At 29.2% G+C, this 22,062-nt stretch carries 16 protein-coding genes; all 16 read left to right on the top strand.

The features are described from left to right. Positions 1-59 precede the first annotated feature (59 nt). The 16 genes from OW730_RS21520 (at position 60) to OW730_RS21445 (ending at position 22,049) form a co-directional block, all read left to right on the top strand. Positions 60-1,349 (top strand): tetratricopeptide repeat protein, encoded by a 1,290-nt coding sequence (locus OW730_RS21520; protein WP_271226104.1) that lies wholly within the window; start codon positions 60-62, stop codon positions 1,347-1,349. A 151-nt stretch (positions 1,350-1,500) separates the two neighbouring features. After that, positions 1,501-2,196, top strand: a complete 696-nt coding sequence (locus OW730_RS21515; protein WP_271226103.1) for a response regulator transcription factor — start codon at positions 1,501-1,503, stop codon at positions 2,194-2,196. 13 nt (positions 2,197-2,209) lie between these two features. Then, positions 2,210-3,589, top strand: coding sequence for a sensor histidine kinase (locus tag OW730_RS21510; RefSeq protein WP_271226102.1), 1,380 nt, complete (start codon positions 2,210-2,212; stop codon positions 3,587-3,589). Positions 3,590-3,972: 383 nt separating this feature from the next. Further along, positions 3,973-4,698 carry an NERD domain-containing protein gene (locus OW730_RS21505; RefSeq protein ID WP_271226101.1) on the top strand — a complete coding sequence of 242 codons (726 nt, stop codon included), beginning with the start codon at positions 3,973-3,975 and terminating at the stop codon, positions 4,696-4,698. A gap of 357 nt (positions 4,699-5,055) precedes the next feature. Further along, complete coding sequence (locus OW730_RS21500; RefSeq protein WP_271226100.1) at positions 5,056-6,972, top strand: hypothetical protein; 1,917 nt, start codon at positions 5,056-5,058, stop codon at positions 6,970-6,972. Positions 6,973-6,975: 3 nt separating this feature from the next. Continuing rightward, the gene (locus tag OW730_RS21495) at positions 6,976-7,827 is read left to right on the top strand and encodes a hypothetical protein (RefSeq protein WP_271226099.1); all 852 of its coding nucleotides are present in this window, start codon (positions 6,976-6,978) and stop codon (positions 7,825-7,827) included. Next, positions 7,817-8,560 carry a DUF6339 family protein gene (locus OW730_RS21490; protein WP_271226098.1) on the top strand — a complete coding sequence of 248 codons (744 nt, stop codon included), beginning with the start codon at positions 7,817-7,819 and terminating at the stop codon, positions 8,558-8,560. Before OW730_RS21495 ends, OW730_RS21490 begins: the two co-directional genes overlap by 11 nt. A 301-nt stretch (positions 8,561-8,861) precedes the next feature. Next, on the top strand, positions 8,862-11,087 hold the full coding sequence (locus OW730_RS21485; protein ID WP_271226097.1) for an McrB family protein: 2,226 nt from the start codon (positions 8,862-8,864) through the stop codon (positions 11,085-11,087). After that, positions 11,062-12,795 carry a DUF2357 domain-containing protein gene (locus tag OW730_RS21480; protein ID WP_271226096.1) on the top strand — a complete coding sequence of 578 codons (1,734 nt, stop codon included), beginning with the start codon at positions 11,062-11,064 and terminating at the stop codon, positions 12,793-12,795. The genes OW730_RS21485 and OW730_RS21480 overlap by 26 nt, the downstream gene beginning before the upstream one ends. 103 nt (positions 12,796-12,898) lie before the next feature. Beyond that, positions 12,899-13,171 carry a hypothetical protein gene (locus OW730_RS21475; RefSeq protein WP_271226095.1) on the top strand — a complete coding sequence of 91 codons (273 nt, stop codon included), beginning with the start codon at positions 12,899-12,901 and terminating at the stop codon, positions 13,169-13,171. A gap of 28 nt (positions 13,172-13,199) precedes the next feature. Further along, complete coding sequence (locus OW730_RS21470) at positions 13,200-13,592, top strand: hypothetical protein (protein WP_271226094.1); 393 nt, start codon at positions 13,200-13,202, stop codon at positions 13,590-13,592. A 162-nt stretch (positions 13,593-13,754) separates the two neighbouring features. After that, positions 13,755-16,943, top strand: a complete 3,189-nt coding sequence (locus tag OW730_RS21465; RefSeq protein WP_271226093.1) for a DUF3427 domain-containing protein — start codon at positions 13,755-13,757, stop codon at positions 16,941-16,943. A 188-nt stretch (positions 16,944-17,131) separates the two neighbouring features. Further along, complete coding sequence (locus OW730_RS21460; RefSeq protein ID WP_271226092.1) at positions 17,132-17,446, top strand: hypothetical protein; 315 nt, start codon at positions 17,132-17,134, stop codon at positions 17,444-17,446. A gap of 197 nt (positions 17,447-17,643) precedes the next feature. After that, a complete protein-coding gene (locus OW730_RS21455; protein ID WP_271226091.1) occupies positions 17,644-18,999 on the top strand; it encodes a helix-turn-helix domain-containing protein in 1,356 nt (451 codons plus the stop codon). Positions 19,000-19,074: 75 nt separating this feature from the next. After that, complete coding sequence (locus OW730_RS21450) at positions 19,075-19,560, top strand: hypothetical protein (protein WP_271226090.1); 486 nt, start codon at positions 19,075-19,077, stop codon at positions 19,558-19,560. Positions 19,561-20,267: 707 nt separating this feature from the next. Next, positions 20,268-22,049 (top strand): P-loop NTPase fold protein, encoded by a 1,782-nt coding sequence (locus tag OW730_RS21445; RefSeq protein ID WP_271226089.1) that lies wholly within the window; start codon positions 20,268-20,270, stop codon positions 22,047-22,049. Positions 22,050-22,062: the final 13 nt, after the last annotated feature.

Here is a 22,062-nt window from a genome sequence, read left to right as displayed (position 1 = left end):
TTTTGCATATTGCCTTAATGGAAATAATAGCATATGCTATACATATTGGAGGAAAAGTTATGAAAATTAATATGTGTATGAAGAAAAAATTTAGAATATGTTTAGTATTGTTATCTACTACCATGCTTTTTTCAGCATGTGCAAAATATTCTTCACCTTCATCACTATTAAAACCACCTGAAATTTCTAAAGAGCAAATTAAAGCTGATATCAAAGAGAATACTGAAAGTGATTTTAAAAGTTATGGTGCAGAAGTGGATTATAAAAAAGCTGTTGAAAAAATTTTTTTATCACATAATGCAAAACTTTTATCACCTGATAAAATAGTGAGTAAGAAATCAGTCTATAATATGGATTTAGATGGTGATAATATTGATGAAGTCTTTGGTTTTTTTGAAACTGATGAAGATTTTAAAATATATTTCTTTATATTAAAGAAAGAAAATAATAGATGGGATTCCATACTTACAGAAGAAATAAATAGAACAAGCATATCCTTTATTGATACTGCAAAAGTTTACAATAAGGATCAGATAAGCTTAATAATAGGTAAATTAGTAAGTGATTATGCAGGTTCAGAGTACACCATGTACACTTTGAAAAATGTAAGTGGAGTTCTTCACTCAATGGACATTGGTATGTGGAACAAGTTTGAGATATTAAGTGATTTTTCCCATGAGAATAATAAGGGATTTGTTTTTGGAGCATGGTATAGGGAGAGATCAGATCTTTATAGCGTTAATGTAATAGGACATGATGCAAATAGAATTATGTTTGTTCCTAAAGAAGATTTGTACTCAGATTACTTTAATGATGTTATAGAATATAATAATAAAATTTTAGATATAAATGATAAAGCTCAGCTTGCCTGGTATCATTTAATTGATGCGGAGATAAAGGCTGGTGAATCAGAAGATGCATTGAAGTCTATTGACAAAGTTCTTAAAATTAAAAAAGATGGTAATCCTGTTTTAGAAGTAGAAGATTATAAATTTGATTTATTGAGAGTAAAAGCTTTAAATAAATTACAAAGATATGATGAAGCTGAAGATATTATACTAAATTTATCTCATACATTAAGTGAAGTAGTGAGTAATAATAAATCAGTAGAGTATCAGGATTATATTAATATGGAAACTGGACTGGATTTAGCAGATGTATATTTTCAATTAGGTAAAACATATTTAGGTAAAGATAAAAAAATAGAAGCAAAACAAGCATTTGAAAAATCACATGATATCATTAAAGAGTTATCAAAAATATCTTTTTTAAAAGAGAATCCTGTAGCAGAAATAAAGAAACATTTGATCTATTACCCTGTTATGGACGAGCTAAATAATTTACAGTAATATACTTATTAAATTGATGTACTTAAGGAATCGTTGAAAAATAACTTCCCCTATTATTGTTTCGAAAAGTGCAAGAATCACGCACATTTTTGAAACAAAAGGGGAAGTAAATTTTAAGCCAATCCTAAAATAATCATTTGGAGCTGATTTTATGAATAAAAAAATACTTGTTGTGGAGGATGAAAGTCATATCAGAGGATTTATTGTAGTAAATCTTTCTATAAGTAATTTCCATGTAATAGAGGCTTCTTCTGGTGAGGAAGCTTTAAATTTATGTAAAAGTGAAAAACCTGATTTGGTTGTTCTTGACATTATGCTGCCCGGTATAGATGGTTACGAGGTATGCAAGGGAATTAGAAAAGATTTTCCAGATATATTTATAATTATGTTGACTGCGAAGGGGCAGGATATGGATAAAATTATAGGACTTGATTTGGGAGCAGATGACTATATGGTAAAGCCTTTTAATCCTATGGAGCTAGTATCTAGAATACGTGCTATTTTTAGGAGGGCAGGCAGAAGTAATGGACACTTAGATTCATCAGACAATATTATTAGTGGTGATCTAAGAATTGATATTAATTCACATAAAATGTACAAGAACAATATCGAAATAATATTAACTCACAGAGAGTATTCACTTATAAAAGTTCTTATGGAGAATATTGAAAAAGCTTTTTCAAGAGAAGAACTGCTGAACTTAGCGTGGGGGGAAGATTTTATAGGAGAATATAAAACAGTTGATGTACATATTAGAAGATTGCGAGAAAAACTAGAAGATAATCCAAAAGAGCCTAAATATATTAAAACACTTTGGGGTCATGGATATAGATTTCACAAATTTTAGGATGTGATTGGCATTGAAAAGTATAAAAAGTAGGATTATAGTAAGTCATCTGATTGTTATATTGACTACAATATTAATTATAGGTGGAGCTTTATATATTGGCATTAAAAATTATTATTATAGCAGCATTGAGGATATTCTAATAAAAAATGCCCATATTTCAAGTGATGTTTATGGTAAATATATGAGTAATAAAAAACTTGAAGTTATTGCTGATGATTTAATAAAAAGTTTTTCACAATCTATTAATGTTGAAGTACAAATAATAGATAACAATGGGTTAGTGTTAGCCGATTCTTTAAGTGTATATACTTTAAGCAAAATAAAATCTTCTGATATAGAAAAAGCATTATACGGCAGTACGGCTGTTTGGAAAGGAAAAGAGCGATATACATCAGAAAATATAATGGCTGTATCTGAACCATTAAAAGTAAGGGAAAATGTAGTGGGAGTATTACGTTTTGTTACATCGCTTGAAGAGGTGAATTCACTAATTAATAAAAATATTATTACATATACCCTGGTTGCATTAATAGTTATTATTATTTCTACAGTTGTTAGTATTCTTATTTCAAAAACTATAATATACCCTATAAAAAACGTCACAGATACTGCAAAATTAATGGCTAAAGGTGAATTCTCTGTAAGGGCAAATAAAAAGTATGATGATGAAGTTGGTAGTATGGCAGATACTCTAAATTATATGGCAGAAGAAATATTAAAAAATGAGAAATTAAAGAATGATTTTATATCTTCTGTATCTCACGAGCTGCGCACACCTTTAACTTCTATTAAAGGATGGGCTTTAACCTTAAAATTAAAAGAATTTACAGATGTAGAAAAGAGAAAGGCTGGTCTTGATATAATCGTAGAGGAAAGTGAAAGATTAACTTCACTTGTAGAAGAACTTTTAGATTTTTCAAGATTTCAATCTGGAAGGATTACTCTTAATATTGAGGAGATAAATATTGAAGAACTACTTTTAAGTATATTAAAGCAAATGCAACCTAGAGCAAAAAGGAATAAGATTTCTTTAAAAGTAAATCTTCATAAACTTCCAATAATTAAAGGTGATAGAAATAGACTTAAACAGGTTTTTATAAATATAGTGGATAATGCTTTAAAGTTTACGGCGGAAGGAGGATGTATAAGTATATATACAGATTTTGATGATGATTATCTTTGTATTTTTGTAGAGGATAATGGAATTGGAATAAAGCCAGAACATTTGAAGAAAGTTAAGGATAAATTTTTTAAGGCAGACAGTAAGAAAGCTGGTAGTGGTATTGGACTTGCAATTTGTAATGAAATAATGATACTTCACGAAGGAAAGCTGGAGATAGCGAGTAGTATACAATTAGGTACAAAAGTTAAGGTATGTCTTAAATTCTAGAGCTATACGAGTAGTGAACGAATTATCGTTCTCTATTTTTTTTACATTATTTTTCTAGAGTGATTCTTTTTTGAAGTAATATGAGTGTTAAATTTCTTTTTTAGTTTCAATTTTTCTAGGAATTTATAAGGATTAGTTTCTTATAGATTTTATAAGGGATAAATCCTTTACTAAAACTTATAAAAGAGGCATCTATTGCTAATTTAAGGTTTATTTAAATCTTAAAAGATCTTAAATTCATTGTATTTCTGTATATAGTAAAATAATAGTTAAAATTCGTTTTAAAAAGAGTATATCAACAACTATAAATATTCCATTTAAAGTAGAATAGTGATAAAATATGTAATGTGATATAAAATAATGGATTATATGGAGTAATATATATGATTTGGGGTATTATAATTATTGCTGTGATATTGATTTTATCCTCACCAAAGGTAAAGGGATATCTTGGAGAAAAGTCGGTTAGTATACGGTTAAATGGGTTAAATGAAGAAGAATATAAAATACTTAATGATGTTTACCTACCAACTAACAGAGGTAAGACAACTCAGATAGATCATTTAGTAGTATCACTCTATGGAATATTCGTAATTGAGACTAAAAATTATAAAGGTTGGATAACGGGAACAGAGAAAAGTGAGTATTGGACACAGACAATATATAAAACAAAGAACAAATTATACAATCCACTTAGGCAGAATTATGGACATGTTATGGCAGTGAAAGAGTTAATAAAAGAAGTTGATGTACCTATTATTCCAATTGTTGCATTTAGTGATAGAGCAGAGTTAAAGGTTAAGGTAGAAAAAGAACATGTAGTGTACATACCTCAGGTTAAGAAAATTATATTGAAATATAATGAGAAAAAAATAACTAAAGCTCAGTTGAGTGAGATATGTAACTTACTTCAAAATGCAGCTCTTAAAGATAAGAATGTTAAGAAAGAACATGTTAAAGAAATTAGAAAAGATGTTAGAGAAAAAAATGAGAAAGTTAGTAAAAATATATGCCCTAAATGTGGTGGAGAATTAGTTAAGAGAAAAGGTAAGTATGGGGAGTTTGTGGGATGTAGTAATTTTCCGGGGTGTAGGTATGTGGGGAAGTAGAATGAAATAATTTTAAATTAAAAATTATAAGTTATGTGTAGTTAAAAATAACTTTTCTTATAAATTAAGAGGAGATAGCATATTGCTGCAGATATTGACAATGTTGATAAGGTAATTATTGAAAAGCAGTAGGAATAATTAAAGAAATATAAGTATAAAGGTCATAGTTACTATGGCTTTTTATTTTGTAAAATGAAAAAACGTCAAGAAAATAATTCATTCAAACCCTCAATATGGTTGAAAATATCAGAAAAAGTAATATAATAAGATGTGAGTAATTATGATAAAATTTTACAAAATAGGAATGAATAAATTAAGGTTAATAATCATATAAAAATGGATTAGAGGGTGTAATAAATGAATAATTATTGGAAGTTTGCAAAGATTGATCACATAGAAGATTATTCTTTTAATAAGGTGTTAAAGAATTTTTATAGCAATGGAATAGCAGGATTAGTAAGAGAGAATATCCAAAATTCTTTGGATGGAAAACTAGTAGGTAATGATGAACCTGTAGTAGTTAAAATAAATTTAGGAAGGGTTAATACTTTTGAGATACCAGGTATTCAAGAAGTATATAAAAGAATATATGCATTAAAGGGTGAAAACAGATATACCAAAGAAACAATTGAACATATGAAAAAAAAGACTTATCAAAATCAGTGCAGTTATATCTCGTTTGAGGATCTGAACACTAAGGGATTAAAAGGAGCGTCGGATTGTGAAAAAGGAATTCAGGGAAGCTCATTTGGAGCCTATGCATATAATAAAGGTGTTCACATTGAAGATGAGGACAGCGAAAAAGAAAAGTTAAGAGGAGGATCTCATGGGATTGGGAAAATTGCATCTAATGCTGCTTCCGATCTTTTTCTCATGTTTTTTGCTAACTGCGATGAAAATGGAAACAAGCACTTAGGTGGAAATATTCAACTTATTGAACATAAATATGAGAATCAGGGATATAGAGCTACTGGATACTTTACAAAAGATAGTAACGGGGTATATCATCCTTATGAAAATGAGTACAATGGTATATTTGAGAAAAATGAGAGAGGATTAAAAATTATTATTCCTTTTCTAAGAGATCAGTTTAATAATGAAGTAGAAGTTGTTAAAGGAATTTGCGACAGTTTCTTTTTAGCTATACTTGAAAAGAAACTAGTTGTTTATGTTAACAATATGGAAATAAATAGTCAAACATTAAAAGATATTGTTAAGAATGAAAAGTACTATAAAGAGCAGAGGATTGAGGAAATCAAAAAAGTATTTACTCCGATTTATTATGATACATATGTAAATAAAGATCATATAGTGATAAAGGTTAAAGATCTAAAAGATGAATATGAATTTAATCTTTATTTTAATTATGATGATCGTATATTAAAAGGCAGAGTTGGTGTTGTTAGAACCATTGGAATGAAAATAGAAGATTTAAAAGTTTCTGGACATGCAACTAAACCTTATAATGCAGTTTTGACTCCTGTATCTTTAAAGGAAGATGAATATTTAAAATCTCTAGAAAATGAATCACATACTGAACTGTCATGGAAGCATTTCAATGATGAAACACTTCAAAAAAATGCTAAGAGGTTTATTAATAATCTTGGTAAAGAGATAGCAAAAGTAATACTTGATGAAATGCTTAAAAATAACAAACCAGATGGTGAAATGGATACATCAGATATTATTTATAATATGGATGTTACCTTTAAGAAGGATCTTGAGAAAGCTGCTCCAGTTGTAAAGGTTTCAAAAGGCAAAAAAGGAAAGACTCAGAACATTGTTCAAATTGATATGGGGAAACAAAAAAGGGAAAAGAAAAACAAAGAAACAGAGAAAAAAGAGAAGAAGAAAAATACGGATAAAAAGCCGGGGGAGAATCAAAGAAAAATGAGAAAAATAGCTAGAAATACTTCAGATGGAAAGTCTAATGTATTTCTAAAGGTAGAACCTTGTTATGTAAGCAGAGGTTTTGCAGGAGAAAAGGAAGTAATCAAGCTTGATCTTTCTAAAAACAAAGAAATGATGAATGTAAAGAAGTGTGATTTATCTCTAGCAGTAGTTGACGGAATGGGTATAGAGCATCTTGATGAATTTAGTATAGAAAGCAGTTATAAAGAAGTGGTGGATATGAATACAGGTAAAAGTCTAAATATAAAAGATAATGCAATAAAAGATATATCTCTGAATGACGGGGTTGTTAAACTGAAATCTACTGTGAACAAAAATTATAATAAAACTCTTAAATTTGTTTATCACGTAAAGGAGGTATAGAAAATGATTTATAAAAAAGAAGCCAACTTTCCATATCCAGTATTAACACCTGGAACTAACAGTTACAAAGATTGCTATTTTGATTTAAACATAGAACTTAAGGATGATGCTGAAAGTTATAGATTTTATGTTAATTATGAATTAGAATGTGATTTTTTAAATACGCTTTTAGAAGAGAAAAAGGCTGAAATAATCTTTGTTGTTCAGTCAAAAGACAATAAATTTTTCAAGCTAGATAATAAATACATTGATATAAAAAAAACAAGAATTTCTTTAAGTAAAAGAACATCAGTTCAGTTGTTAATAAAAGCCGTTCATGATATTTCATTTGCACTTAATAACGAACTATCAGAATTCTATAGTGAGTTTAAAGAGGAAATAGAAGTAGATAAAAATTCAGTGTTAGCCTTCTCTAATATTTGCATACTTGATGGAAGACTTAAAGATCCTTTAAAGATTTTTGAAAAAAAGCATGATCCGGATTTAAAATCAGATATAAAATTCCATTTAAGTAAAGAAACAATAGTTATAACTTTCAAGAAATCTGAATATCAATTTCCTGGTATAAGAAATAAAGAACAATTAAATAATGCTTATATTTATATGGGATTACAAAGAGCACTGACAAAGTTTCTTCAATCTAATGTTAAAGAAAAAGGTGATGAATATATTGACATTAATGAAATAGACCCACCAGAGAATCTTTTGGATTTAAAGCTTTATAATTTAATGAAAAGCAAAACTGTAGAGATATTAAATAGTGATAATATAGATGAAGTTATTTATAAAATAACAGACAGAATGATTGAAAAGTATTATACAGCGGTAAAGGAGTTAAGTTCTGATGGAAATTAAATTGCTAAAAAAAGGATATAAGAATGATGAAAAATTCTATGAACATTTTTTAGAAGGAAGAATATTAGATAACCCAGAGTATTTTTCAGATGAAACAGTATTCATAAAAGAAGCACCAGATTTTCCGGTATATCTGAGTGATAAAAATGAAGAAAGAAGATATAAAAAATTCAAAGATGCATGTGAAATTATAAAAGAGTATTATCTAGATGAAGATAGGGAAATTCATATGGATGAATTATTCTGGCACTCATTGCTTTGTGCTTATAAAAGTGAGTATCTATTAAGTGAGTATCCACAACTAAAAGAAGGACATTCACAATTTAAAAACATAGTTATCAAGAAATTTGATTGGGAAAATTACATTTATAAATGTGTAATAGCATCACAATATATTATTGACAATACTGAGTATAAAGAGGATAGAGATCATTATTTGAGATTAATTGTTGAAAACCTTGATGTATATAATTACATAATTAAATATGAAATATTTAGAAATGATAAGTTTTTGATGAATGTGCTGGATATAGTTTATGAGAATGATCTATCACAAATTCTTAAGGCTAAAATAAAAGATAGACCTGATCTTGGAAAAGATGAAAGATATGGAAGAAGAGTAATATTTGAGTTTAATAAAAGTTATCCAGTGGTTTTAGCGCCAACTCTTGATAAAAAAGAGTTGGAGGTATTATTTATGGAAAATTTGAAGAAATATTATTGTTTGAAATAATTTTAGGGAAGCAAAGAGGTAATTTTAATTTCGGAAGTGATATGAAATTAAATACCATATAACTAAAAAAATTAATAGCTAAAAACAGATTTTTAATGTTATGTATTTGGGTAATAAGCTTTATTCTAACCATAATTATTCTTTTTAACAGCTGGACATACTATATGAAATTGTTGGTAGAAATTAGTTTAAGATAATTGAATATATTTTTCAAGATAATAATAAATATTGCTTTGAAGCTAGTAATATTGCAATAAAAAATAATATATTCAAAGTATTAAAGAAAGGATGTGTTATTAATTTGTCAAAACACAATTGGATTGTTAAAGATATAAATGATAAAAACTATTTAATATCTAAAGAAACAGACTTTTCCCTATTTAAATATGGAGTTCATATACCAAAAGATATTTATAGTAGGATATTCAGTATTTTTGAAGATTTTAAGCCTAACATAGAATTGGGAAAATCAATTAATATTAAATTGCTAATTGATAATAATATTGAATTTATTAAACTAAGAAATATAAATGCTCAAGGGAGAACATCAGAAACATTTCACTTTAGATATCAAAGTAATATAGAAATAGTCAATATATTTAGGAGTGTTTTTAAGACTAGCTATCAATATATTCTTAAACATAAAGATGGTAAGAAACAGGTGAAGATTCCAGATCAATATAAAGAATATATAGATTTCTACAAAACAGATGAATCTAATACATATAGGCTTGAATTAAGACCATGTATAAATAGCTTATTTAATATAGAGGAATTTATACAAGAGAAGAGTGTAATTCTTAAAAATTTCTATAAGTATTTGTACAACAATGGGAAAATTGATCGTGCTTATCAGATGAGCTATAAACCTATTCTTATGATTGCAATGCTTAACTTAGAAAAAAAATATAATAAGATGTTACTTCCATATGAAGAAATTTGTGAAGAGATAATTAGAATTTATAATGAAGAGAGAATAAATAAAGGATTGCCATTGGAACAGGAAAAGAGCGATTTAAAGGAGGAAAAATTAAATCCGAATTTCATCAGAACTTTAATGATAGATAATTCTGTTAAAGTATTCAAAAATAAAGGATATATTATTCTTGAAAAAATCGATGGGAAAGAATATCTTAAATTCAACTCAGAACTCTACAATGTTCTTACAGATGAAGATAGAGAAAAACTCTTGGAACTTTTATGGGACAAATTCTATCAGTATTATGCTGAGAAGGTTGATATCAATAATGATGATGATGATGATGATGATGATGATGATGATGATGAATCTGTATTTGAAGAGCAAGAATTTCAAACAGAAACAGAAAATGAGATCGCAGCAGTAATAGAGGAACCATTAGAAAATGTAGAGAATTACAATGAATCTCTCGATTTTATCTATGATTATATAAGAAACAAAGGTTTCACATATGAAAAAAAGCAGATAAAGAATCTCTTCCTATCATTAAAAAGCAAACAATTTGCTATACTTTCAGGGATATCAGGAACTGGTAAGAGCAAGATAATAGAGCTTTTTGCAGAGGCAATAGGTGCAACAAGAGAAAATGGAAGATATACTCTAATACCAGTTAAGCCAGATTGGAGTGATTCTTCAGAACTTATAGGTTACAGAAATCTTCAGGGAGAGTTCATACCTGGTGAACTTACAAATATAATACACAGGGCAATCCATGATAAGGACAGGCCTTATTTCATATGCATAGATGAGATGAACCTTGCAAGGGTTGAATATTATTTCTCAGATGTTCTATCTCTTATGGAGAGTAGAAAAGAAGTAGATGGTGAGTTTAAAACAGATAGAATACTTAAAGATGAGAGTTTCGGTGAGGATGATGATTCAAGAGAGAGATACGGAGATCTTTATATACCTGAGAACATCTACATCATAGGAACCGTAAACATGGATGAGACAACATTCCCATTCAGCAGAAAAGTGCTAGATAGAGCATTTACCATTGAATTCAACCATGTGGACTTAGAATTTGATTTCGATTTTGAAGAAAAAGATATAGAAAGCAGAAATATACACAACGATTTTCTAAAAAGCAGCTTCAATAAACTAATTCACTGCAAAGATTATAAAGATACAGCAAATGATATTATCGAAACCCTTGGTGACATAAATAATATATTATATGACAGTGGAGATGGGTTTGCTTATAGAGTTAGAGATGAGATTGTATTTTACTGTTTATATGCCTTCGGTGGTGTTTTAGGAGAGCAGAACATATTAGAAGAAGAGGAATCTCTTGATCTATGCTTAAAGCAGAAGATACTACCAAGACTTCAGGGGAACTCAAGCGATATATTGAAGACCTTGATCAATATTTATTCATATGTAAACGAAGGTTTTAATATAGAGATAAACGGTGAGTATATAGATCAGAAGCAGCTTGATAGCATCAAAGAAAACAACAAAGAATCACACTACCCGGAAACATCAAAAAAGATATACTCAATGATCAGGAGGTATATAAGAGATGGATTCACAACCTTCTGGGAATAAGCATGAGATTTTAATTAATACGCCCAAGCTTGATGTTATCATAGATTATTCAAGGGCATCAGAGAAGAAAAAAGCAGCATCTTTTATTGATGATACAAGTTTATTTGTGGGTGGTGCTGCAGAAGAGATAAAGGTTGAAGAGAGACATAAAAGATTCATATTTCATGAATACACGGATTATGATGTACTCATCCAGGGAGATAGAGGTGTAGAGATAGAATTCTTTCATGAGAATCCACTTATAAGAAGATCACTTGTGAGAAGAGGAACAAGAGGAAACAATCTGCTTGATGGAACCATAAACTTCAGAGGTGATATAGGAAAGACTGAATTTTTAATAAGGGCAGATGGAGAAGACTATCTAAAAATAGTATGTGAGGTATATCCAAGCAAGATGGACTATAAAGAAGATTATCAGGCACTCCTTGATGATGTATCTAATGAGATGTATAACCTTGCATATGACTTCCTAAGAAGAACATATCTTTCTATGGATATAAAAGATTCAAAGGGGGAAACGCCTAACGAGTTCTACAGTATACTTAACTATGTTTTTCAAAGATTCACAAAGAGCTTGGAGGTTATCATGAGCCAGCCCCATCACCAGCTTATTAAAGAGCAACGTGTTCAAAGAGCACATAAGGTTAAAGGTGCCGGAAAAGAGACTCTTAACTGGCTTTTAAGGAATCCAAACGGACATATCCATAAAAGTGGAGGGTTTATCCCTGAGAGAGCACTTATGGTGAAAAAACAGGTGACCTATGATACAAAGGAGAACAGATTCCTAAAACATATTCTTAGAGATATCACAAAAAGATTAGACTCTTTCGAGAGAACTTACAAAAACAGCTGCAAAGGTTCATCAGGCAGGGGAAGAAACATAGATGAGATGGTCGTAGAGAATGTGGATACCATGAGGAGTAGATTAAAAAGGTATTTAAGCACAACATTCTTAAAAGAAGTAGGAGACATGAGACTCACTCACTGCTCAATCACACAGGTATTCTCAATGGGGATGGGATACAGGGATGTATATAGATACTATCTGATGATTCAGAAGGGACTATCCCTAAATGGTGAAGTATTCAGATTATCCATGAAGGAACTATCAACTCTTTATGAGTACTGGTGCTTTATAAAGATAAACTCAATACTGAGAAAGAAGTATAAGGTTAGGTCAGCTGATTTCCTTAAGATAAACAGAAGTGGATTGTTCGTAACCCTTAAGAAAGGGGTGCAATCAAGAGTTGTATATGAAGATGGGGAAGAGACCTTCACAATATGGTATAACAGTGAAAGAAAAACAAAAACCATTCTTCAAAAACCCGACAATATCTTTACTATAGACAAGGAAACAAGGGACGGAAAGATTTTAGAATTCGTATTTGATGCTAAATACAAGATAGATACAAGATCTGAATATATAAATAAATACGGAAGCGCAGGACCAAAGGAAGAAGATATAAACACAATGCACAGATACAGAGATGCATTATCTTATCAGATCAAAGATAAATATTCAAGTTTCATTGAGAATAAAAGGGCAGTTGAGGCAGTTGTCCTTTTTCCTCATAAGGATGAAGACGGATACAAAAAAAATCATTTCTTTAAAAGTATTGAACAAGTTGGTATAGGTGGGCTCCCATTTCTGCCGGGATCTACTTCAGAGGTTGAGAAAACTATAAATAGAATCATAGAAAACAGCTGAGATTGCTAATAGCAAAGCGTTGATAACCTTAACATTGATCTAAAAAAACAACTATGTTACGATCTTAATCACTTACTATAACTACACGAGAGGAAAAGATCACATGAAAATAAATCAATACATATTTCTAACCCATGAAGGCTACACATATCAACCAAACTCAGAATCCATAGAACCTGATATAGAAAATCTTCAAGTAATAGGGATTGCAGCAGGAGAAAATTCTGATGAAGCTTTTAGAAATCTTTTTAAAGAGAGAGAATATCTAAAAGAAACCAGCTTCGATAATATATTTTCTTATAGATTATTTGAGAATCACAAAGAAACTTATAGAGAGCATAGTATTAAGGAATATATATCAAAAACAAAAGATTAAACTGTAAATGTTAAGAGAGGAATAAAGCATGTACAACAAAAGTCAAATAATTAAAGATATTGAGGAAAGAATGGGTTCAGATAAAGATGATTCTTACATTATGCTAGAGGCATTGTTGAACATAACAAATAATGATATAAAGATAGTTCAAGAAATTGTACATAAAGAAAAGTGGTGTAATTACTATTTCGATACAAATAACTACTATGAATTATCCTGTGAGCTTGTTAATGATGATTGTCTTTGGGAAGAGCCTAATGAAGATGATGATTTCTACGAATTTCTTTTATATGAAAATGAAGAAGAGAAGCTGTGGCAGAGATTAAAACTTGGTGGGTGGTTTGTGTCTAAAGGTGTTGCTATATGTTTAGATGATGATATTGTGGGAAAATATTATAACAATTTTAATCGACATCAATAGTAGTTTCTAACAACACTAGGTAAACGAGAATACAACATTAAAACCATCATGAAAAACTCATGATGGTTTTCTATTAATTAAAAGACGTTACAATAAAACAGAATTTGTACCCAATATGCTATAATAAAAGAAAAATTATCCAATAAAACTGGTGGTGAAACCATGAAACAAGGAATCTACGAAGAAATAATAAGTCGTGAACTCAATGAAAAACTAAATGAGCTTAAAGATAATATGTACATAGATAAAGTTAATATTGATGTTGAAGAGGCAAGAACTGTCCTTTCTAAATATGTAAGTGAGGTTATTAGAAGAGGGCTTAGTTATATTAGAGAAGGTAAGAGTACTTCTAAAGATAATGAAAGAGAAGTTCTTCTTAAACAGATAAAAGCATGCAATGAAATTATAAATATGCTTAGTGAAATATCACAAGAGGAATCCTTAAGAGAATATGAAATAAGTGAAGAGGCTGAGATTTTAATGTCTCTATATTCTAAGATAAATTCAATTAGAAGTGTCAACGATAAAGTTAAACCTATAAGACCAACTACTCCTATATCTGAGAGTTCATTATTCACAGGTGCATCAAAGGAACCTAGTCTTGTTAGTGAATTTAAAAAAGAGATAATGTCATGTGATTCAATAGATATGCTTGTTTCCTTTGTTAAGTGGAGTGGTATTAGACTTATATATGAAGAGTTAAAGAAGTTCACCAGCATTGAGGGAAATAAAGTTAGAATAATAACTACATCATATATGGGGGCTACTGATTATAAAGCAGTTGAGGAGCTTAGCAAACTTAATAATGTGGAGATAAAGATATCCTATGATACAGAAAGAACAAGACTTCATGCTAAGGCATATATGTTTAAGAGAGAAACGGGTTTTACAACTGCATATATAGGATCATCAAACCTATCTAATCCTGCTGTAACAAGTGGTCTTGAGTGGAATATGAAAGTAACTGAGAAAGATTCATTTGACATAATTAGAAAATTTGAAGCAACCTTTGAAAGCTATTGGAACGATGGAGAATTTATTGTATTCAATGGAGAAGATGAAAATAATAAAATTCAACTTAAGAGAGCTTTGAAAAAAGATAATAGGGAGAAAAATGATTTTAACTTTATTTTAGATATACATCCTTACTATTATCAAAAAGAGATACTTGAAAAGCTTCAAGCAGAAAGAGAAATCTTTGGGAGAAATAAAAATCTTCTAGTAGCTGCTACTGGTGTTGGTAAAACTGTTATATCAGCATTTGATTATAAGAGATTTAGAAAAGAAAGAGCAAAAGAAAGTAATAGATTGTTGTTTGTTGCTCATAGAGAAGAAATTCTTAAGCAGAGCAGAGATACCTTTAGAGCTATACTTAAGGATGGAAACTTTGGTGAAATGTTAGTTGGAACATATAACCCTGAAGGACTTGAACATCTTTTTATAAGCATACAGAGTTTCAACAGTTCTAAACTATATGAAAAGACATCAAATGATTATTATGATTTTATAATTGTGGATGAATTCCATCACGCAGCAGCACCATCCTATAGGAAGTTATTAGATTATTATAAACCAAAGGTTTTATTGGGGCTTACAGCAACCCCTGAGAGAATGGATGGAAAAGATATTCTAGAACATTTTGATGATAGAATAGCAGCAGAGATGAGATTAACAGAAGCTATTGATAGAAAACTTCTATGTCCTTTTCAATATTTTAGTGTAGCTGATACTGTAGATTTATCAAAGGTTAAATGGGGTAGAAAAGGATACGATACAACAGAGTTAACTAATTTATTCACTGAAAACTATATGAGAAGCATACAGATACTTAATAGTTTAAATAAATATGTAACGGATTTAGATGAGGTTAAAGCATTAGCTTTCTGTGTTAGTGTTAAACATGCAGAATATATGGCTAACTTCTTTAATAATCATGGTATAGATTCAATATACCTTACTGGAGAATCAAAGGATGATGAAAGAAAATCTGCTAAAGATAAGCTGACAAAAGGAGAGATTAAGTTTATATTTGTAGTTGACCTTTATAACGAAGGAGTAGATATCCCTGCAGTAAACACAATTTTATTCCTAAGACCTACTGAGAGTTTAACAGTATTCCTTCAACAGCTAGGAAGAGGACTTAGACTATATGAGAATAAAGAGTGTTTAACAGTACTGGATTTTGTAGGGCAAGCACATAAGAGCTACAATTTTGAAGAAAAGTTCAAGGCATTAATGGGTAAAGGAAAACATTCAGTTAGACATTCAATAGAAAATGGATTTATAAATCTACCAAAAGGATGCCATATACAATTAGAAAAACAAGCAAAGGAATACATTCTTAATAACATAGATAGATCACCAAATAATAAAGCAAAATTAATTAGCAGAATGAAGACCTTTGAAAGTGATACTGGAGAAAAGATTACACTAGAGAAATTCTTAGAATATAATCATTTATCATTAATAGAATTCTATGGAGCACAAGGAAAGAGAAACTTCTCAAGAATGATGGTTGAATGTGGACTAATAAAAGATTTCAAGGATAGAGATGAAGAACTAATAACTAAAAGACTTAAGAATCTATTTCATATTAACTCTAGAAGGTTTATTAAGTTCAGTGTAGATTTATTAAACAATCTGATTAATACAGGTTCTGTTAATACTGAATCATATGATGAAGAAGAGATTTTAATGATAAATATGCTTTATTACACATTCTTCGGGAAACACCCTGAGAAAGAAGGTTTTGATAGCATAGTACAAGGATTAGAGAGTCTGGGGAAAAATAAGATTATGATTCAAGAAGTTATAGATATCCTTCAATTTAATTATAAACACTTAAATTTCATAGATAAGAAAGTGGATATTGGAACACCATGCCCATTAGATTTACATTGTGCATATACAAGAGATCAGATACTTGCGGCATTAGGTGATATGAATGAATATAAGAGTCCAGCTCTTCAAGCAGGAGTAAAATACTTTAAAGATAGAAAGTTAGATGCATTCTTTATAACCCTTAACAAGAGTGAAAAAGAATTCTCACCATCAACCTTATATGAGGATTATGCAATCAATGAAAAATTATTTCACTGGCAGAGTCAGAGCACTACATCTGTAGAGAGTCCTACCGGACAGAGATACATTAATCACAGAAGAGATAACAATAAGATTGCATTATTTGTTCGTGAGTATAAAAAGGTTGATGGAATAACAGGAACATACACATACCTAGGAACCGCAGAGTATGTTAGCCATCAAGGAAACAGACCAATAAGCTTTGTGTGGCGACTCCATGAGAGTTTACCACCTGGGATGGTTAAGGTTGCTAATAAGAGTATATTGTAAAAAATAAAAGTAGATTGATGTTGTGGTTCATATATGTATTTTGATTTTTGTTATTGTTTTCTAATCAACAATCAAAATGAGAACATTAAATACTTATTACTTAAATTAAGTATAGAAGGTATATTTTTAATGATTAATAAGAAGTTTTATGAAAAAAATTTGAAGAGAAAGTTTAGAAAAGAGCTTAAATGAAATTAAAGAATATAATTTCATTTAAGAGAAAAGAAAAATTATTAGTTTTTGATTTAAAGATTATTGGGAGTGTATCAATACTAGTTATACCAATATTGAATTGGTATGTAAACAATAGACTTAGCGTCGCATATGAAGCAACTGAATTAATAAAAATTATAAATATTAAAAGCATGAGATATTCAATAATGGAAGATATTATACGGGAAGAACTTATTATTAATTGTTATGATGAAAAAATAGGTGAGATAGAATCGAAAAAAAACATAGATGAGCCTGTATTGATAAAAAAGAAATACACATGGAAATAAAAAATAGCAAGTTTAGTCGTACCGCCTTCACTAAAACCCTCGGAGATGATAATAGCAACAAGAAATTCACATTCTATTCCAATTTCTTAAAGCACTACAGGGGTGTTTATTTTTAATATATATGTATATTTTATCATATAAAATGTCAAGTAAATAATTTTTGACTATGTCATAATAATATCAGGGATGGTGATAAAATGACTTGGGTAGAAAAAATTAAGCAAGCAATTGAATACATAGAAGCAAATCTTTTGGATGAAATTACTATTGAATCAGTAGGTAAAGCCATAAATTATGCCCCTTCATCTTTTCAAAATTTATTCAGTGCAATAACAGGATACTCTGTTGGAGAATATATTAGATTTCGTAGGTTAACTTGCGCCATTGATGATATTTTAGAGGGCAATTTATCTATTACAGATATAGCATTTAAATATGGATATGAAAACCTTGAATCATTTTCAAGAGCCTTTAAACGATTGTATAATTGTTCTCCATCAAATTTTAAAAAAGGCAGCTTAAATCATTTGAAATTCAATCCAATTGTGATTAATTTTGAAGTAAGGGGCGGATTTAGTATGTCGAAAAATTACATTCCAGATTTGTTGAAAGTTGACTGGTCAGATACTCAAAGGCAAAATGAATTTGTAAACAGTGTTGTTTCTGTTCTTAGGTCACTTGGTGAAAATGTTGATTATGATTATGTCTGTGCGGTATCAGGAAGTGCATTTAGGACTTCATTTTCAATGCCTTCAATCTGTGAATGGAATCACGGTAATTACCATGTAATCCATACTCCTATTATTATTGAACATACCTTTAATATGCTCGGATATAAAGTTGCTCATCATTTAAAAGGCGACTATGAAGCTGATAAGAAATTAATTATGGATAGCATAGATAAGGGTGTTCCAGTTATTACACTTGAAGGTGTTATCAATTGTTCAGATTCTTGTGTTATTTCAGGGTATGATAATGATGGTGATGTACTTTTAGGTTATAACCCTTTTATGTATGTTAATGAAGACCATGATGAAGCAAATGATGACACAGGATATTTCAGAAAATCAAACTGGCATAGCGATTTCTTTGATCAAGGTAGTAAGGGGAGGATAATTGTCATTGAAGGTAAGTGTGAAAAACCTTCAAAAGAAGAAGCTTTCACAAAAACCTTAAATCTGATTAAACATTTGATTTCAGATGAGAATATGGCGACTGGTCAATATAATGGACTTGCTGCTCATAAAGCATTTGCTAACGCATTATTAACATATAATTGGGAAGATAATTTTGAACCTTATCTCAATGTTATGTGTAATTACAAGCAATATCTTGATAGACAATATGCAATCAAGTTTCTTTATGATAATGACAGAGAAGATTTGGTTAAATATTATGAAAAGATTGCAGCACTTTCTATTCAACTGGCACAGCTAATTCCACAGGATTTTTCTGCTTTTGACCTGTTTAGTAATAAAGAGAATTTAAAACCATACTGTGATATATTACTTCAAATTTCTGAATTGGAAAAACAAGCAGTTGAACTTATGTAAAAAAATGTGAAGTATAGATTATTTATATAACACGAAAATATATCATTAATCTAGAAAATAAAAGGGGGGATTTTTATGGAGTTTAAAATAATATCATTACCACCGTTCAAAGCAGCATCATCTGGAGTGGATAAGGATTTTGATTTTTCTTCCAATGGTATTTTAGGGAAGTTTGATAAGTATTTTTCCGCAATTAAGCCATTAGAAAGAGATAGATTTATGCCTAGAGATTTTTTGTTTTTTGATGAAGAACAACAAGGCATGGTATGGTGGTGGGCATTGAGTGAGGATATGGATGATGGTGGCAACGAAGTCGTTGATTTCGAAGGCGGGTACTATATAACTTATGTTTACAAAGATGGAGATGAAGAAACAAATAGTAGGTTATATAATGAAGCTTTGGAATATATTAAAAATTCTGATGTTTTACAACTGGATATTCGCCCAAATCATTATGCTATGGGACATATTATTACACCATCAGAGATTATAGAAGCACAAGGATGGGCACAAATGGAAACATTTATCCCAGTTAAGTTAAAAGTAACTTCTAATTTGTAATACAAATTATGGGGATAATCTATAGTTCATATTTAATGTCATACAATAAAAAAACTAATAATTTTTTTAACGCCGTATTATTCAAATTGAATTTTACGGTGTTTTTCCTTCCTAGAGTTAATAAGAAGATTAAAGAGTTTATAAGGACGATGGAATAAGGTAATAAAATAGAGTGGGATAATTGAGTTGAAAATGGAAGCTCATGGGCAAGCATAAATTATGTTAATTCTGGGATTGTTAGGGATATAGGCTGAGGTAGTGGGGGAGCCACTGACTTTCATTTTATATTTATATAAAACATGAATAATATGGTTATATATAGTAAAATAAGTATAAAAAGATATATAAAATAACTTAAAAGGTGATAAATATAATGGATGTGATAAAAGAGGTTTCTATAGAAAGTATATTCAAGAATGCGATAACATAGTAATCCATCGCCAATTTACTTTTCTGAGCTAACAGGGCAGTTGTTGACTATTGCAAGCAGATTGCAAGCATATTTTTCTGCAAGAATCTTTCAAAAAGAGAATCCCATAAAGAAAAAAAGAAAGGTGGAGTTATATTAGTTGATGGTGAAGATTACATGAAAGCTTGCCTCAGGGTATGGTTAGGTTGCTAATAAGAGTATATTGTAGAAGATGTATTGAAAGTCTGAAAATCTGAAATTAATTTATAAGATATAACTATAGATAAGGAGTTTTTTTATGATAAAGAATTACAAAAAATCTTTAATTGAACCACTTGATAAAGAAGAACTTCATATATTCCATTCGAGTGATTCATTAGATCGATGTATTAGTGAAATATATGAGATTATTAATAATAAAGTTCATGGAGCATACCTAATTGGAGGAATTAGAGGAGTGGGTAAGACTTCACTTATAAATTTATGCTGCGAGAAGTATAGGTATAGTGACTTAGTGAGAATTAATTTAGATTGTAACAAAATTATTAATATAGAAAATTTTATATATTTTTTTGTTGAAGCTTTACGAAAATCTATTCAAACAGTTGATTTGCCAGAAGAGATTTTTTCAGAGATAGAAAATATATCTAAAAAAATAATTAGTAATTATTCAAGTAAAATAACAAGTGGGTATGATAATAATAAAAGTCAACATATTAGATTTGAAGATGTTGACGAAAATAATATTGATTTGAATTTAAACATTTTTAAATTTTTTGGACAAGCATTTAATATAAGAAATGCTTTTGGTCAAAAAATTAGTAAATCTTCAATAGCTGAAAGTAGTAAAAAGAACTGTCATATTCAAGAAATAGAAGAACGGAACGATATTTTCATATTAATTGAAAAGTTAACAATTGTTTTAAAAAAAATAGCTACATGTGAAAAAAAATATCGAATTGTAATTACTGTAGATGAACTTGATAAACATAATGAAAGCTTTATAGAGGAATTATTTGATTATTATAAAAATCTATTTCTGAACTCTCATATAATTACTTTTTTTATAGTTGACGCAATAAAATATATAAATATTCGTAATAAAAGTGAAATTGAAAACAAATTATTATCATATTTTATTAAATGTATATATGTGCCAACATTAGAACATAAAGATGTTAAGGACTATATGTATCGTGAGTTCGAGATAGAAAGTTATAAAAACATAATGGAGGTTGATTATTTAACCTTTGGAATTTTCAGAAAAATGAATACTTATAAATATCAGCATGGATACAATGGAAAGTATATTTTTGCACAAGCTTTTATTTATTATATTTTCACATCAGAAGAAGAACAAGATACTTTCTTTGAAGGATATACTTATGATTTATATAAGTATTTTGTTAAAGAGCTTATTCAATATATATTTAGGCAAAAAAGAATAACTTTAAAATATATATGTGATTATTTTGAAAAAAAGATGGAAAAATTCAATGTATATATAGACTATAATAATTTTATAATCAAAAGATTAGATGAATTGTCTTTAAAATATAATTTCGTTACTGTTACACAATTATCTAGTGATTATAAGGTTTATGATTTTATTTTAGAAAACTTCAAAGAATATAAGATATTAGATGATTACATGATTCAAAAAATTGAGTATAAGTTAAATTCAAGAGATTGCAGGAATATTAATAAATATATTTATAGAAGAGAGTTATTTCCTGTTACTATTACAGACCACAAAACAGAGGCGTTTTATTATGCTATAAGATTTATAGAAACCATGGGTAAATTTATTGATAATGTGATTATTGTAGAGAAAATATCAACATTTATGGATGGAGAAGTATTTAAATATTCGGCTATTTTAATTATAAACAAGCCAGTAGGTAAGATCGTTTATATTATTGATGATTGTAGTTTTTCATATGAGGGGCCATTAACTGTAAATCAATTAATTAAATTTATGAGAGTTAATAATATTAAGCTTATTAAAATTGAAACAGATGATGAACCAGTAAAAGAAAATCTTGAGTACATATTAGAAAAAACTGAAGAGCAAATTTGAGAGCAAGGGGAAA

Source organism: Oceanirhabdus sp. W0125-5 (genome assembly GCF_027938815.1).
GTDB lineage: Bacteria > Bacillota > Clostridia > Clostridiales > Clostridiaceae > Oceanirhabdus.
This window is presented reverse-complemented; position numbering and strand designations above follow the sequence as displayed.